Below are 15,755 nucleotides of genomic sequence, written 5' to 3' on the forward strand. Positions count from 1 at the left end.
GGCTACGTCTACGTTTCCGGTGGGAGCGATTACCTGTGGGAAGTAGACCCCGCTACGAATGACATCGTGAACACATTCACGCTTAGTCCTGATGCCGTTGGAATGGGTCCAGTAGCGGTCAGCCCAGCCGGCCCTGCGGCTGGCTATGTCTACGTTGCTAACTATTTGAGCAACACCGTGTCCATAATCCAGCCATGATAAAAGCACGGATCTAATTCGACTTCGCGGCACCGCGGCGGTGAAAGACGGCCACCTTGGCGAAGGCAGTGGCATCTAAGGCTCACCGCCATACCTCTAGCCCGCGACCGGTCTCGGCACCGCCGCACCCTCACGCGCGCCGACATTGATCGCCGCGCTGACGACGGCGCGGTCGATCTGGCGCAGCGCGTGCACCGCGGTGAGGAAGCGTCGGGTATGGGGGGTCAGCTCAACGCCGTCGCGCTGCCGTGCCATCGTCTCGGCGGCGTCGAGTTCATCGGTGGTCGAGCTGATGCGCGCCCCGGCCGTACCATCGATGATGGCGAGCAAAGCATCGATGTTGCAACGGGTTTGGTCTGCGGCCGCCCTGAAAGCGCGCGCGAGCGGCTCTGACCGAACTGGGTGCCGATATCGCTCGGCGCTGCGCGCCAGGCTCCGCCCATAGCGATCGCAGGCGCTGAACAACCGCAATTCCCGGCGAATGCTGCGCCGAGCGGCCAGCCCGGCAACCCCGGCCAACAGCGGCTTGGTGCTGACCCGGAACTGCTGCAGTTTCCGGTCGAGTTCACGCGCCTGCTCGGTCGGGCTTGCGGTCTCGCCCCCACCGAACATGGTGTCGGTCGAAATCTCGATTAGCGCGGACAGGCTCGTCAAGAACGCGCGGGTGTCCTCGCGGATGGCGGTCCTGGTGTTCGTCGGCAGCACCAGGATGGCCACGGCCACGCCGATCATGGCCCCGATCGCGGTTTCTTCGATCCGCAAAAGCAGCACGCCGAACGAGAATTGGCCAAGCAGGCCGTACAGCAACGCCAGCATCGTGGTGATCCAGAACGTCATCAGGCTGTAGGTGACAGTCATGAAATAGAACGCGCAGAACAGGCAGACGAAAATCGCGGCCAGCGAGGCGGTCTTGTTCCCGGCGAACAGCGTTGCCACCACGACACCAGACGGCACCCCGAGCATCGTGCCCAGCAGCCGCTGCCAGCCTTTGGTGAGGGTCTCGCCCCACGAGTTGGTCCCGGCGAAGATGACGAACGCCGCGATCACCGCCCAAAACCAGCGCAACGGCGACACCGACTCGCCGACGACAATGGCCAGCGACGCCGCGACGGTCACCTGGATCGCCTGCCGGGTCGTTGCCCGCAGTCCGCCGCCCCGTGCTTCGTCCGCGATGTCCTCGTCCGGCTCGCTGCTTTCGACGACCGGTGTTGGCGCGCTGGCACTTTCGACGATGGCCCGGACTTCGGCGGTCGCCGTGGCCGCGTTGATGATCGCCAGGGCAAGGCGGCGCACGGCGGGCTCGTCGCCGGAGGCGGGCTGGTCGAGGATCCGCTGGGCCTGACTCGCGGCCCGATGCAGCCCGCCTGCCTGCGGCGTCCGGATCGCCCGCGCCAGTTGCGTGAGCGCCGAGACCAATTCGACACGAGTCGCGGCAGGTATGCCGGCTTCGACGGCTCGCCTGCCCGCGATGGCGACCCATTCGATCGCGAGCTCGGCATCAAAGAGCCAGGGCGCCAACTGTTCCGAAGAAACCCCCGGCCACAGCATGGCGGGATCGGCTTTGTCCTCGACCTGACTCTGCACCATCAGCGCCGTCTCGTTGAGCCGGATGATGCGCGCCCGCATGCGGCGGCGTCGCCGTTCGTCGAGCCGGCCGGTGCGCAAAGCTTCGGCGGTGGTGTCGACCACGATGGCCATCCGTGCCCGCAGCGCACGAATTGTTGCTCGCAGCACGGCCTCCGGTCGATCAGGAAGTACATACGCGGTCATCACGAACGTGGATATCGTGCCAACCACCACCGCGCCGATCATCCAGGGCAACTCCGAAATTCTTGCCCCCAGATACAAAGTGAAGAAGTACGCCATGAACGCGACCATGCCCAGCGCCCGCCCGCGCGCCCCGAAACGACGGATGTACACCGCGGTGAACACGACAAGCACGAAGCCCACGTCGGCGGCCAGCCTATGCGGCGCCAGCACGGCGGCGGCGGTGAGCGACAGCGCCGCGGGCAGGGGCAGCAGCGCCATCGTGATCCGCTGCTGGTGCGGGTCCGGCTCGTTGACGGACCGGGCCGCGATCATGGTGATGACCACACCCAGCAGCGCGACGGTCAGCGGTTGCCCGGTCACCCTGGTCAAGAAGAAGAGCAACCACAGGGAAAGGGCCAACGCCGCCGTCGTCCGGGTCGCCATCCGCAGCCGCAGCAACCCGGGATCCGAGCCGACCCACCAGGTGCGGGCTTTGTCGTACGGAACGTTTATCGCCGGCCCCCCTCTCCCTCGCTGGAGACCAAGCTAGTCTTCGACATCGTGACGGCGCCGACGCGGGCGAAGCTGGCAGACGGGCGTGAGTTGTTGTTCTTCTCGTTGCCCGGGCATCAGCCGGCGCCGGTCGAGGACCGCAGACCGCTGCCGCGGCGTGATCCGGACCAGTCGCAGCTGCGCTTCGACCGCTCCACCGGGCAGTGGGTGATCGTCGCGGCGCTGCGCCAGGATCGCACCTACAAGCCGCCCCCGGACCAGTGCCCCCTGTGCCCGGGGCCCACGGGGCTGACCAGCGAGGTGCCCGCCCCCGACTACGACGTCGTCGTCTTCGAAAACCGATTCCCGAGCCTGTCCGGCGGTGCGGAGTCATTACCCGCGCCCGGCGACGGCCTCTTCGTGTCCGCGCCGGCGCAGGGCCGCTGCGAGGTGATTTGCTTTTCCAGTGACCACGACGCATCGTTCGCGGAGCTGGACCCGGCCCAGGCCCGCCTGGTCGTCGAGGCGTGGCGGCACCGCACCGCCGACCTGATGGCCGCGCCCGGTATCGAGCAGGTGTTCTGCTTCGAGAACCGCGGCGAGGAGATCGGGGTGACGCTGACCCATCCGCACGGCCAAATCTACGGCTACCCCTTCCTGACGCCGCGTACCGCCGCCATGCTCGAGCAAGCGCGGAGACATCGAATCACGCACGGGGACAGCCTCTTTGCCGACCTGTTGGCGCACGAGATCTCCGACGGAAGCCGGATCATCGCGCGTACCGCAAAGTTCACCGCGTTCGTCCCGTTCGCGGCGCGCTGGCCGGTGGAGGTGCACATCTATCCAAACAGGTTCGTGCACAACCTCGTCGAACTCTCCGACGATGAGCTCGACGAATTCGCGCGGATCTACCTCGACGTGCTCAAGCGATTCGACCGGATGTATTCGGCTCCGCTGCCCTACATTTCGGCTTTGCACCAATTCGCCGACACCGATGCCCAGGCCGACGGCTACTTCCACGTCGAGTTGATGTCGATCCGGCGCAGCGCCACCAAGCTCAAATACCTGGCCGCCTCGGAGTCGGCGATGGACGCCTTCATCAGCGACGTGACGCCCGAAAGTGTGGCCCAGCGGCTGCGGGAACTCGGATGACCGTCCGTCACGCCGCGCCCGGGCGGATCAACCTGATCGGTGAGCACACCGACTACAACCTCGGGTTCGCGTTGCCGATCGCACTGCCCCAGCGCACGGTGGTGACGTTCACCCCGGGGGCCAACGATGCCATCGCGGTGAGCAGCGATCGCGCGCCCGACGTCGTACGCATCCCGCTCGACACCGCGCCGGGTGACGTGACTGGCTGGGCCGCCTACGTGGCCGGGGTGATCTGGGCGCTTCGCCAAGCCGGGCACCCGGTGCCCGGCGGCACGATGTCGATCACCAGCGACGTCGAGATGGGCTCGGGCCTGTCGTCTTCCGCGGCGCTGGAATGCGCGGCGCTGGGCGCCATCGCCTCGGCCGCCGGCGCACGAGATATCGACGCGAAAGAGCAGGCGCGGCTCGCGCAGCGCGCCGAGAACGACTATGTCGGCGCCCCAACGGGTTTGCTCGATCAGCTGGCCTCGCTGTTCGGGCAGACGTCGACGGCGCTGCTGATCGACTTTCGCGACCTCACCGTCGCGCCGGTGCCATTCGACCCGGACTCGAGCGGTGTGACGTTGCTGCTGATCGACTCCCGCGCGCGGCATCGCCACGCCGGCGGCGATTACGCGGCCCGCCGCGCGTCGTGCGAGCGAGCCGCCGCCGATCTGCAGGCCCCGTCACTGCGGGAGGTCCAGGACCGCGGACTCTCGGCCCTGGCCGCGGTCAAGGGCCCGGTCGACGCCCGCCGTGCCCGACACGTGCTGACCGAAAACCGGAGAGTGCTTGATTGCGTAGCGGCGCTGCATCATTCGGACTTCGCTGAGGTCGGCCGGATCTTCACCGCCTCACAGGCGTCCATGCGCGACGATTTCGAGATCACCACCGAGCACATCGACCTGATCGCCGATACCGCGACGCGCACCGGCGCTTTGGGCGCCCGGATGACCGGTGGCGGCTTCGGGGGTTGCGTGATCGCGCTGGTGCCCGTCGACCGGGCGGAGCTGGTCGGCGACGCGATACGGCACGCGGCGCGCGAGGCCGGGTTCGAGCAGCCGGTGATCACCCGAACCCGCGCGGCTGCCGGGGCCGGGCCCTGTGGATGATCGGCTCTGCGGCTTCGGTTTTGGTCACGCGGACCGGCCGCGGGGGAGCGGACCAAACACGGCAAGCACCCGGTAACGGGCGTTGAAGCTGGCATGTTCGTAGCGTCCCCCCACCTCACCGTCGTGCGCGATCGGGGTCGGCCCGTCGGGACACGTGAAGCTGAACTGGGGCACATGCAACTCGTGATATAAGCGGCTGCGCTGTAGCCGGCCAAACATCAGCGCCATCATGATGCGCAATTTGCTGAATCGGCGGCCAATTTCCAGGATCCGCACATCGATGAGCCCGTCGTCCATCCAAATGCGTTGCGACGGGGCGAATCCGGACGGCTGATAGGTGGAATTGCCCAGGAAAAACAGCGATGTCTGCAGCGTCTTGTTGTCGTAGCGAATGCGCACCGGCTGCTCATGGCGCAACGTGTGCAGCATCGCATACGCCGCGGCCAACGGCTTTCCGACCTTGTGCTCCAACCGTTCGCGGGCCCGCACGAACGCCGGGTAGGCGCCAATGCTTGCGGTGTTGATGATGATCTCGTCATCGTTGAGGCACACCAGATCGACGCAGGAGACGGTGCCTTCGCGGATGGCACGGATGGTCTTGGCGGGGTCGTCACAGCCGATGTCCTTGGCGAAGTGGTTGAACGTTCCGGCGGGGAACACCGCCAGCGGCCGACCCAGGTCGACCGCCACGGCCGCCGCGCAGGCCACCGTGCCGTCGCCACCACCGATGCCGAGCACCTCGGCACGCTCGGCGGCCGTGCGCAGCACCGATCGGACGTCATCGTCGGCGTCGAGGGTGACGATTTCGGCGTTGGGTAGGTACCGGCGAACTTGGTCGATCACTCGCTCCCCGGTACCGCTGCCGGCGGAGGGGTTCACCACCACGATCACGCCGGCGCCGTCGGGTCGCGGTGGCGTGTCGATGCGCAGGGGATCGGCTCGAGGAATGCGGTTTTCGACGATCGGAGGGACTAGCCGCCCGCCCAACACGGCGATCGCCGATCCGATCCCGAACCCCGCCAAGACGTCGCCGGGATAATGCGCGCCGGTGACGACGCGAGAGAATCCAACTAGGCCCGCCAGGGCGGCGAGTAACAGCCCCAGCGTCGGATTTTCCAGCCCCACACCAACGGCGAACGCCGCGGCGCTGGCCGAATGACCGGAGGGCATGGAATGGGACGCCGGATTCCTTCGCAGCCGCCGCGCGAGCGGGACCGACCCGTATCGTGGTCGCTCCCGCGGCCGTACTCGCTTGGCCAGTTGGTTGGTCACCGCGCTCGTCACGGCCAGGCTGACCAGGCCTCGACCCGCGCCGCGGCGAGCCGACCGACTCCCCGACATCGCCATGGCGGCGGCAAGAGCCATCCACAGCTTGGAGTGATCGGCGGCGCGAGTCAGCACCGGCATTGTTCTGTCGAGCAGGGGACTATGGGTGTCCGCAACCGCTTGGAACACCTCGAGGTCGAGCGCGCCGAGGCCCTCCGTGACCTGACGCAGTCCCCGCGACATGCCCCGCCGCCCGTTGTTCATCGAACCGGGGTGAACCCCGCTGCGGCGCAGCACGCTAGGCGGGCGTCGTGAACTTGATCGCCACGAGCTTCAGCCGGTCGACCGCCTCGCCGAACTCCTGGGGTGTCGGTACGCGCTGCTCCCGGAATTTCAAGCCGATCATGCGTTGCGCGCGCTTGACGCCGTAGGACTCGGTGCACCGATGGTAGAGGTCGATGACCACCGCGCGATCCCCGATGAGCTCGCCACGCATGGTGGACGTCTTGCCGTCGTAGACGACCTGGGCGGCAGCGCCGCCGCGGAAGTTTGCCTTCCAGGGCGCGCCGGTCAGCGCATAGAGATCACCGCCGATGACGTGCGCGCTCACCGGAATGGTGAACTGCTTGCCTGACTTTCGCCCGGTGAAGCTCAGCACCATCAGCTGCTTGCCGATAGGGCCCGCCAACGGGGTGCGCAGCAGTGCATTCAGCATCGGGTTGACGAGGCGCAGCAGGGCGCTCGGTGGATGCCCGACGTCTATCGCATACGACTGTTCTGCCATGCGAATACCGTACGGCCAATCGGTGTTCGCGGCGAGAGGCCGCTTCGTGGTCCCAGGATCAGGTGGTGGTGATGGTGGTCTGGTCGTCGATGATGTTGACCGCGTCCATCAACACGCCCTGATCGCTGTCTGCGGCGTCCGCGTCGAGTTCGAGCACGAAGACCGCATCCTGAACGGGGATGATCACGGTCTTCTGTGCCGCGATCCGTTTCGTGCCGTTCTTGGTGTAGCCGCCGCTCAGCTGCCATGCCGCAAAGCCGCCCAGCGTGGATGAGCTGCCGGCGTTGCCGTCATAGCCGGGCAGGTTCTGCAGGTCACCCGAGGCGTACTGGATGAGCTTGGCCTGATCCACATTTCCGGTCAGTTTGGACACCTGCGCCACGATGGTCGGCGGGTCGGCGGGATTGGCGGGCTGCGCCAGGACGATGCCGCCGTAGGACGTGCCGGTGTTGGCGTCGGTCACCTTCCAGCCCGGGGGCACCGGCAGATCGATAGTGGGGGACCCGGGATCGCCACGGTGGATGGGAGTCTCGACGATCTTGTTTTCGGTGATGTAGTCGGCGATGGTCTTGTGGGTCTGCGCGCCCGGAGTCGCGCTGGTGGCGGACGACGTCACCGTCGATGTCGAGGTGGACGTGCTCGTAGATGTCGATGTCGTGCTGGATTTGTTGTCTGAACCGCAACCGACCAGCGCCAGGCTCAGCGCCGCTGTCGCGATTGCCGCCGTGAAGTACTTCATCACTTGCATCTCCCGAAGATGGGGCGGCACCAGCGCCGTCCGCGTCGCACTGAACACTAGCCGACACCCGAGTCGAACGTTGCTGGCGCACCCATCCCAGCAAAATCCCACACGACCCGCCGATTTGCAGTAAGAGACAGCTATGCGATCGCGCAGGATCCTCATCGGGGTGATCGCGATCGTGGCCGCCCTGGCTGTCGTCATCGCGTTCATCGCGGCGGTTCCGCCCAAGGCCTACGACGGCGTGCCCGCGTTCATCGCGAATCCCGTCGACCACGTCGACACGCTCATCGGCACCGGAACGGGCGGTGAGACGGTCGGGGAGATCGACAACTTCCCCGGCGCCACTGTGCCGTTCGGCATGGTGCAGTACTCGCCGGACACCGTCAACACCTATGCCGGATACAACTACGACCGAGAGCGCTCCACCGGGTTCAGCATGACCCACGCATCGGTGGGCTGCCCGGCCTTCGGTGACATCTCCATGCTGCCGACCACCACCGCGCTCGGATCGCAGCCCTGGAACGCCTGGGAGCGGATCGCCCACGACGACACCGAAGTCGGCGTGCCCGGTTACTACACCGTCCGGTTCCCCGCCACCGGAGTGACCGCGGAACTCACCGCCACCACCCGCACCGGCGTCGGCCGATTCAAGTACCCGCACGACGGCCGGCCCGCACTGTTGCACGTGCGCTCCGGCGGCTCACTGGCGGGTAATTCCCGTGCCACCATCCAGATCGGCGAGGACAACACCACCATCACCGGATGGGCCACCAGCGGAGGCTTCTGCGACAAGAACAACACCTACACCGTGTATTTCGCGATGAAGTTCAGCCAGCCGTTCAGCTCCTACGGCACCTGGGACGGCTACGCGACCTACCCCAACGTCCGCGCCGCGGCGTCGCCGTACAGCGGCGGGTATGTCGCGTTTCCGACCGGCTCGCAGATCGAGGTGCGCACCGCGATCTCCTACGTGGGTGTCGACGGCGCGCGCGCCAACCTGGCGGCCGAATCAACGGCGCCGTTCGAGGCGGTCCGCGCTGCCGCATCGAGCCAATGGAACGCCGCGCTGTCACGCATCACGGTGGCCGGCAGGGATGACGACGAAACGGCGACCTTCTACACCTCGCTGTATCGATCGCTGTTGCACCCCAACACCTTCAACGACGCCGACGGCCAGTACATCGGGTTCGACGGCGTGATCCACACCGTCGCCGACGGGCGCACCCAGTACACCAACTTCTCCGACTGGGACACCTACCGATGTCTGGCCGCCCTGCAGGCGCTGCTGTTCCCCAAGCAAGCCAGTGACATGGCCCAGTCGCTGGTCAACGACGCGGTGCAAAGCGGATCGTTTCCGCGTTGGGCACTGGCGAATGCCGCGACCGGCCAGATGACCGGCGACAGCGTGGTGCCGCTGATCGTGAACCTATACACCTACGGCGCCAAGGACTTCGACGTCAACACGGCGTTGCTGTACATGGTGCACGGGACGATCACCGGTGGTGTCGGGCTGAACGGCTACGTGGAAAGGCCCGGCGCCCCTTACTATTCGCAGCTAGGTTACGCGCCCGCGATGGTCGGCCCCAGCGCCTCGATCACGCTGGAGTGGTCGGTTGACGATTTCGCCATGGCTCGATTCGCCGAGGCGCTCGGCGATGCCCCGACCGCCGCGGCCTTCCAGGACCGGGCGCAATACTGGCAGAACCTGTTCAATCCGAGCACGCACTTCATCTCGCCGCGCAACCTGAGCGGCTTCTTTCCCGACGGCCCCGGGTTCGTGGATATTCCAGATCGATTCGGCCAGTACGGATTCGACGAGGGCAACGCCGAACAGTACCTGTGGTGGGTGCCGCACAACATCGCGGGCCTGGTGACCGCCCTCGGTGGGCGCAAGGCGGTGGCCGATCGGCTCGACCGGCTCACCGAAAAGCTCAACGAGGGGCCCAACGAGCCTTACCTGTGGGCCGGCAATGAGCCGGGCTTCGGCACGCCGTGGCTCTACAACTACATCGGTCAACCGTGGAAGACCCAACACACGGTCGACCGGGTGCGCGGGCTCTTCGGCCCCGGGCCCGACGGCGAGCCGGGCAACGACGACCTCGGTGCGATGGCCAGCTGGTACGTCTGGGCCGCCCTCGGCCTCTACCCGAGCACCCCGGGAACACCGATCCTCACGGTTAGCACACCAATCTTCGATCGCGTCGTAATAGCTTTGCCGGCAAACCAATCCATCCGGATCTCCGCGCCTGGAGCATCGGCGCCGAGCCACAAGAAATACATCCGGAGCCTCGCCATCGACGGCCACGCCACCGACACGACGTTTCTTCCAGAGTCCATCATCCGCACCGGCGGCGATCTCACGTACTCGCTCACCGCCCACCCCGACAAGACCTGGGGGACTGCCGAGTCGTCGGCGCCACCGTCGTTCGGTGTCGGCAGTTCGGCGGTGACCGTCAACGTCACCGAACCCGTCGTCACGCTCGCGCCGGGGAGCAGGGCCGCCGTGCGGGTCGATCTCCAACGGATGATCGACGGCCCCAGCGATTACCGCGTCACCGGCACGTCCTCCGACAGCAGGATCACGGTCGCACCCGCGTCGGGTCACTTCGGCGCCGACGGGTCCGCCGCGGTTGATGCGGTGATCACCGCGCAGTCCGTACCCGACGGGTATTACCCGGTCTCGCTGACCACCGCGGTCGGCCAGAGCAGCAGAAACTCATCGGTGCTCGTCGTGGTCGCGTCGGAGGAGCGTTAATCCGGCGAGTAGACGCAAAACCCTTATCTCGCAGGCAAATTAGGGACTTTTGCATCTGTTCGCGCAATAGCCGCTAGACCATGTCGTTCTCGGTCAGCCACCGCATCACCGGCCACCCCGCGAACACCGGCAACCAGCAGGTGAGCACGCGATACAGCAGAACTGACGGCACGCTGATCGACCCGGGGACCCCGAACGCCGCTAGACCACCGATCAGCGCCGCCTCGACGGCACCGACACCTCCCGGCGTGGGTGCGGCCGAAGCGAGCGTTCCGCCGACCATCGTCACCACGGTGCAGGTGACGAACGATGCGCCGCCACCGAAGGCCTCGACGCTGGACCACAGCGCCAATGCCGCGCCGAGAGTCGTTCCGGTGCAACCGATTACGATCAATCCCAATCGTCGCGGTTGGCGGGCGAGGTCAAGGAGGTCGCCGGTCACCTCCTTCAGTTTCGGACGCACGTCCGTCGCCAACCACTTGCGCAGCTTGGGCACGAACAGAAACGCGCCGACGATGCCCAGCGCCACCCCCGCGATCAGGTACAGCACCGCGGCCTTGGGGACGAAATGCGACAGATCGGCCGACACGCCGGCGACGGTACTGAAGAAGATCAGCAGCAGCACATGCATGATGACCTGCATCGTCTGCTGCAGCGCCACCGCGGCGGTGGCCCGCATGGTGGTCAGGCCGCTCTTCTGCAGGAACCGGGTGCTGAGCGCGAGGCCGCCCACGCCGGCCGGGGTTGTGGTGGCGGCAAAGGTGTTGGCTACCTGCGCGATTGACAGCTTCCAGAAGTTCACCGTGCCGTCGGTGCTGGCCCACAACGCCGCCGCCGCGCCGACATAGGTCAACGCGGACACGGTCAAGCCCAGCAGCCCCCACGACCAGTTGGCGTTTTTGAGTCCGGAGAAGAACGTGGGCGCCGTGCTGATGAAGGGATACGCGACGTAGACCAGCGCGCCCAGCAGGACCAGCTGAACGACCTGGCCGCGGGTGAACCGGGTGATCGTCGCGGTTTTGATCTGGTCGGCACCGGTTTGGCGCATCACCTCCGCGCGGGTAGCGGACAGGACGGCGCCCGCGCCCTCGACCGAGTCCCGAATCCTCGCCGGCAGTGCCGGCTTGGTGAGCCTGCGCGAGGCGGTCAGTACGGCGTCCTTGCCGAACGCGCCGATCGCCGCGCCGACCGCGGACTCCGCGTCGTAGAGCGCCGACGTCGTCACCAGTAGTTGGGCCAGGTCGGATTGGAGTTGGATGTCGGTGGCGCCGTATTCGGCGGCGCCGAACCCGCCGAAAAGCACGATTCCGTCGTCCACGGTGATCTCCCTGACGCTCAGGTCGCCGTGCGAAATCTGGCAGTCGTGCAGCGAGGCCAGCGATTCCCAGACGCGGCTCACCGGCGTCGTTTTCGCGCATTCGTCGAGAGGGACGCCGCGAACGGCCCTGTGCGCGTACAGCGTCCAGCCCCGTTCCAGCTCGGCGACGGCGATCGGCGCGGTGTTGGCGACACCCAACTCGCCGATGGCGATGGCCATCAGCGCGCGGTGTTCCACGACGCGACGCATGGAGGTCTGCAGCGGCGCGGTCTCGGCGCCGCGCAACCTTAACTTCCGCCAGAGTTGGCGCAGCGTGCCGCGGCTGCGTTGATGTGGGCCGTACAACTCGACCACCGCCGCTTGCGATTCCGCGCATGAGGCCGAAAGCACCAGCGGCCCCGGCCCGGCCGGCCGCACCACCCGCAGGCCGGACACCAGGAATCCGCGCCGGCCCATCGCCCGAACCGCATCCTCCAGCGGCACCTCCAGTCCGGGGGTGCCGACGACCAGGACCACCAGTGATCCGACGACCCAGCCCACCGCCAGGCCCAGGACCGCGCGGTCCGGCACGATGGCGCTGACGACGAGGTGGATCGGCACGAACGCCAGCAGCAGCGTCCACCACCAGTGCCGCCAACGCGCCGGCAGCCACGGCCCGGACACGGTGAGCACCGCCGCTAGCATCGCGATCCAGCGGGGGTCGTCGAGGAATTGCGCCAGCACGGTGTTGAGGCGGTCGGACAGGTCGAAGTGCCAGCGCGGCGCCGCGATGCCGTTGCCGCTGATCGAGAACGGCAGGATCGCCAGCGCCCCGGCGGCCGCGTAGGCGCCGAGCAGTTTCCACTGCCGCCTGATGATCAGCGCGATCAGGATCACGAACGGCAACGCCAGGATCGCGATGCCGTAGATCAGGTACACCAGGTTCGATTGGGTGGGGGACAGCACCCCGACGATCTCCGAGATGGACTTCTCCAGCGCGACCCAGCGCGGGCGGGTGATCAGTGAACTGGTGATGATCAACGCCAGCAGCACCGTGGCCAGAATCAGCCGCAGGATGTCGTTGGTGCGTCGGGGCAGGGGTTGCAGCAGGCTGCCCGAAACGCCGATTTCGCGCCCGTCAACTCGCATGTCGAAGCGACCCCTTCCGCCGACAACTTAACCGGATGTACGTCTTGACGGACAGCTTGCTCACATCCAACGCGCGTAGGGTTCGTTAGGTAGGCGTACTAGCAAAATTGGAGGAAACCCGCGTGGCCAGGACGGACAACGACACCTGGGAGATCACCGAGAGCGTGGGCGCGACCGCCCTGGGCGTCGCGGCGGCCCGCGCCGCCGAAACCGAGAGCGAAAATCCGCTGATCAGCGACCCGTTTGCCCGGGTCTTCCTGGATGCCGCCGGGGAAGGCCTGTGGAATTGGTTCTCCGCCCCGGGCCTGCCGGCCGAAATCGTCGAGGCCCACCCCGACCTGGTGCCGCGGATGCGGGGAATGGTCGACTACATGGCCGCGCGGACATCGTTTTTCGACCAGTTCTTCCTCGATGCGACCCGCGCGGGGGTGCGCCAGGTGGTGATCCTGGCCGCGGGTTTGGACTCGCGGGCGTGGCGGCTGGCGTGGAACCAAGGCGAGCCTGGCGGCGTCACGGTCTACGAACTCGATCAGCCGCGGGTGCTCGAGTTCAAGTCCTCGACGCTGCGCGAGCACGGTGCGCAGCCGACGTGCAACCTGGTTCCCGTTCCGGTGGACCTGCGCCACGACTGGCCGGCCGCGTTGCGCGAGGCCGGTTTTGACCCCTCGGCGCCCAGCGTCTGGTCGGCCGAGGGCCTGTTGCCGTTTCTGCCGGCCGCCGCCCAGGAGCTGTTGTTCGAGCGGGTTCACGCGCTCGCTGCGGCCGGCAGCCGGATTGCCGTCGAGGCGCCGGGCGCGGACTTCCTCGATCAGGCCGCCCACGCCAAGCAGCGGCAGAACATGCAGCAGGTGCGCGACCTGATGGCCAAGCTGCAACCCGAGCGCGACATCCCCGACGTGACCGACCTGTGGTACTTCGAGGAACGCGAGGACGTCGGCGACTGGTTGCGCGGACACGGTTGGAACGTGACGGTCACGCCGGCCGAAGCCCTGATGGCCAGTTACGGTCGTACACCACCGGACGTCGAAGACGCCGCGCCCAAAACACTATTCACAACAGGAGAGAAATAATCGTGGCCAGAACCGACAACGACACCTGGGAGATCACCGAGAGCGTGGGCGCGACGGCACTGGGCGTGGCGTCGGCGCGGGCGGCGGAGACCCGCAGCGAAAACCCGTTGATCACCGACCCGTTCGCGCAGGTGTTCCTCGACGCCGTCGGCGACGGGGTGTGGAATTGGCACTCCGGCGCGCAGCTGCCCCCCGAGCTCGTCGATGCCGAGCCCGAGCTCCCGCTGCAGATGCAATCGATGGTCAGCTACATGGCTTGCCGCACAGCATTTTTCGACAAATTCTTCCTCGATGCCACCGGCGGGGGCATTCGCCAGGTGGTGATCCTGGCCGCGGGCCTGGACAGCCGCGCCTGGCGGTTGCCTTGGAACCAGGGCGAGCCCGACGGCGTGACGGTCTACGAGCTGGACCAGCCCAGGGTCCTGGAGTTCAAACTGTCGACCCTGACCGAGCACGGGGCGGAGCCCGCATGCGATCGGGTCGAGGTCGCCGTGGACTTGCGGCAGGATTGGCCTGCGGCGTTGCGGCAGGCGGGTTTTGACCCGTCGCTGCCCAGCGCGTGGTCAGCGGAGGGCCTGCTGCCGTATTTGCCTTCCGCGGCCCAAGACTTGTTGTTCGAGCGCGTCGACGGCCTCGCCGCCGCGGGCAGCCGGGTCGCCGTGGAGGCGCTGGGACCGAAGTTCCTCGACCCCGAGCTGCGCGCCAAGCGTCGCGAGCGGATGGACCGGATCCGTGCGCTGGCGGCCAAAGTCGACCCGCAGCGCGAGATCCCCAGGACCGACGAGCTGTGGTACTTCGAGGAGCGCGAGGACGTCGGCGAATGGTTCACGCGCCGCGGCTGGGACGTGACGGCGACGCCCTCCCTGGAATTGATGGCCGGCTATGGCCGTCGGCCCGCCCAAGAGGTCGAGGACCTGGTTCCGGGCAACATCTTCACGGCCGCCCACAAGCCGACGGGCTGACCTACGAGCTGATTCGCACCGAAACGACTCACGCCCGCAGCCGTTGAACCACATGCTCTCCGGTGGGTTCCGGGTCACCCGGCGCGCGCGTGCCGAGATGATTGCCACGGTCGTCGAAGACTTCCCAGGTACCGCCGATCGCGCCCACCTCGATTCGGCCGCCGGGGCTGACCCTCGGCATCGGCCAATCGGGGAACATGCGCTCATAGTCGGTGGGGTTCGCCGCCATCGTTATCTCCGTCATCGTCCAGGTCGGTATTCGCACTGGTCGTACCCATAAACAACGGACATATGCATCGGGCGGTTCATTGCCCGGCGAGCACGGGCTGGCGGACGCCCTCGTTATGAGCTGACGTCATCATGGCGGCCGTGCGCGCGCCACTTCCGGTACCCACGCCGGGCGGCGAACGCGCCGACGATGGCGGTCACACACCAAATGGCCACCGCCGCGTACGCCAACGGCGACGACGGCTTACCGATCGAGGCACCCAGCGCGGTATAGACGAACGCCCGCGGCGCCGAGCCGATAAACGCCCCAACGGCCATCTGCCACAACGGAACTCCCAGCGCACCGAACGCATACGAGGACAACGCATCCGACGTGCCCGGGATGAAGCGTTGCCCGACGACCGCCCACAGCCCGCCGCGGTCGATCAGCGTCTCGATGCGGTCGGCCCGCTTGGTCCCCAGCAGGGCCCGCGCGCTGTCTCGCCCGGCCCGACTGCCGATCCGGCTCGCGACGATCGCGGTGCCCACCGCCGCACCCAGTGTGACGAAGATGCCCAACACGGGACCGAACAGAATCCCGCTCCCGGCGGCCAGGATCGCGCCCGGGACGAACAACGAGCCCAGCACGGCCGACGCCACGACGTACACGAGCGGCGCCGCGGGACCGGTCGCCGCAATCGCACGCCGGACGGCCTCGATGTCGATGACGCGCGCGACGGCCACCAGGTAGAACATCACGACGAGAAAGCCGGCGAATAGGGCCAGCCGCACGATGTGGCGTCGCCGCGACGTCGCTGGGGGACCCGCGTTATCCACCATG

Annotated in this window: 12 protein-coding genes and 1 pseudogene; 6 read left to right on the top strand and 7 right to left on the bottom strand. The window is 67.2% G+C overall.

Going from position 1 to position 15,755, the window contains the following annotated elements; translation table 11 throughout:
- Positions 1 to 294 precede the first annotated feature (294 nt).
- Positions 295 to 2,391: an FUSC family protein gene (locus G6N66_RS02515; RefSeq protein WP_085233579.1), complete on the bottom strand. Its 2,097-nt coding sequence runs from the start codon at positions 2,389 to 2,391 to the stop codon at positions 295 to 297.
- Between the two features lie 117 nt (positions 2,392 to 2,508).
- Here G6N66_RS02515 and G6N66_RS29255 point away from each other — a divergent pair.
- The 3 genes and pseudogenes from G6N66_RS29255 to G6N66_RS02525 form a co-directional block, all read left to right on the top strand.
- Positions 2,509 to 2,574: pseudogene (locus G6N66_RS29255) on the top strand (hypothetical protein); the annotation flags it as partial.
- Positions 2,551 to 3,591, top strand: a complete 1,041-nt coding sequence (gene galT / locus G6N66_RS02520; RefSeq protein WP_232079448.1) for a galactose-1-phosphate uridylyltransferase — start codon at positions 2,551 to 2,553, stop codon at positions 3,589 to 3,591. The pseudogene G6N66_RS29255 and the gene galT, both read left to right, overlap by 24 nt.
- On the top strand, positions 3,588 to 4,682 hold the full coding sequence (locus G6N66_RS02525; protein ID WP_085233351.1) for a galactokinase: 1,095 nt from the start codon (positions 3,588 to 3,590) through the stop codon (positions 4,680 to 4,682). The genes galT and G6N66_RS02525 overlap by 4 nt, the downstream gene beginning before the upstream one ends.
- 24 nt (positions 4,683 to 4,706) lie before the next feature.
- On the opposite strand, the gene G6N66_RS02530 is transcribed toward G6N66_RS02525, so the two are convergent.
- The 3 genes from G6N66_RS02530 to lpqN are packed head-to-tail and all read right to left on the bottom strand — an operon-like array spanning position 4,707 to position 7,471.
- A complete protein-coding gene (locus G6N66_RS02530) occupies positions 4,707 to 6,212 on the bottom strand; it encodes a bifunctional phosphatase PAP2/diacylglycerol kinase family protein (protein ID WP_085233580.1) in 1,506 nt (501 codons plus the stop codon).
- Positions 6,213 to 6,246: 34 nt separating this feature from the next.
- Positions 6,247 to 6,732, bottom strand: a complete 486-nt coding sequence (locus tag G6N66_RS02535) for a hypothetical protein (protein WP_085233353.1) — start codon at positions 6,730 to 6,732, stop codon at positions 6,247 to 6,249.
- Between the two features lie 58 nt (positions 6,733 to 6,790).
- Positions 6,791 to 7,471: an envelope biogenesis lipoprotein LpqN gene (gene lpqN, locus G6N66_RS02540; protein WP_085233581.1), complete on the bottom strand. Its 681-nt coding sequence runs from the start codon at positions 7,469 to 7,471 to the stop codon at positions 6,791 to 6,793.
- Between the two features lie 142 nt (positions 7,472 to 7,613).
- Between lpqN and G6N66_RS02545 the strand changes: the two genes are divergently transcribed.
- Positions 7,614 to 10,229 carry a GH92 family glycosyl hydrolase gene (locus tag G6N66_RS02545; RefSeq protein ID WP_085233354.1) on the top strand — a complete coding sequence of 872 codons (2,616 nt, stop codon included), beginning with the start codon at positions 7,614 to 7,616 and terminating at the stop codon, positions 10,227 to 10,229.
- Between the two features lie 73 nt (positions 10,230 to 10,302).
- Here G6N66_RS02545 and G6N66_RS02550 read toward each other — a convergent pair whose 3' ends face one another.
- Positions 10,303 to 12,675 (bottom strand): lysylphosphatidylglycerol synthase transmembrane domain-containing protein, encoded by a 2,373-nt coding sequence (locus G6N66_RS02550; RefSeq protein WP_085233356.1) that lies wholly within the window; start codon positions 12,673 to 12,675, stop codon positions 10,303 to 10,305.
- A gap of 122 nt (positions 12,676 to 12,797) precedes the next feature.
- Here G6N66_RS02550 and G6N66_RS02555 point away from each other — a divergent pair, with 122 nt between their 5' ends.
- Together G6N66_RS02555 and G6N66_RS02560 are read left to right on the top strand one after the other, a co-directional pair.
- Positions 12,798 to 13,745: a class I SAM-dependent methyltransferase gene (locus G6N66_RS02555; protein ID WP_085233357.1), complete on the top strand. Its 948-nt coding sequence runs from the start codon at positions 12,798 to 12,800 to the stop codon at positions 13,743 to 13,745.
- Between the two features lie 2 nt (positions 13,746 to 13,747).
- The gene (locus G6N66_RS02560; RefSeq protein WP_085233359.1) at positions 13,748 to 14,707 is read left to right on the top strand and encodes a class I SAM-dependent methyltransferase; all 960 of its coding nucleotides are present in this window, start codon (positions 13,748 to 13,750) and stop codon (positions 14,705 to 14,707) included.
- Between the two features lie 28 nt (positions 14,708 to 14,735).
- Here the strand turns inward: G6N66_RS02560 and G6N66_RS02565 are convergent, their stop codons facing one another.
- On the bottom strand, positions 14,736 to 14,951 hold the full coding sequence (locus tag G6N66_RS02565) for a hypothetical protein (RefSeq protein WP_139825246.1): 216 nt from the start codon (positions 14,949 to 14,951) through the stop codon (positions 14,736 to 14,738).
- 98 nt (positions 14,952 to 15,049) lie between these two features.
- A complete protein-coding gene (locus tag G6N66_RS02570; RefSeq protein ID WP_085233362.1) occupies positions 15,050 to 15,754 on the bottom strand; it encodes a TVP38/TMEM64 family protein in 705 nt (234 codons plus the stop codon).
- Position 15,755 lies beyond the last annotated feature (1 nt).

The organism is Mycobacterium conspicuum (assembly GCF_010730195.1).
Taxonomy (GTDB): Bacteria; Actinomycetota; Actinomycetes; order Mycobacteriales; family Mycobacteriaceae; genus Mycobacterium; species Mycobacterium conspicuum.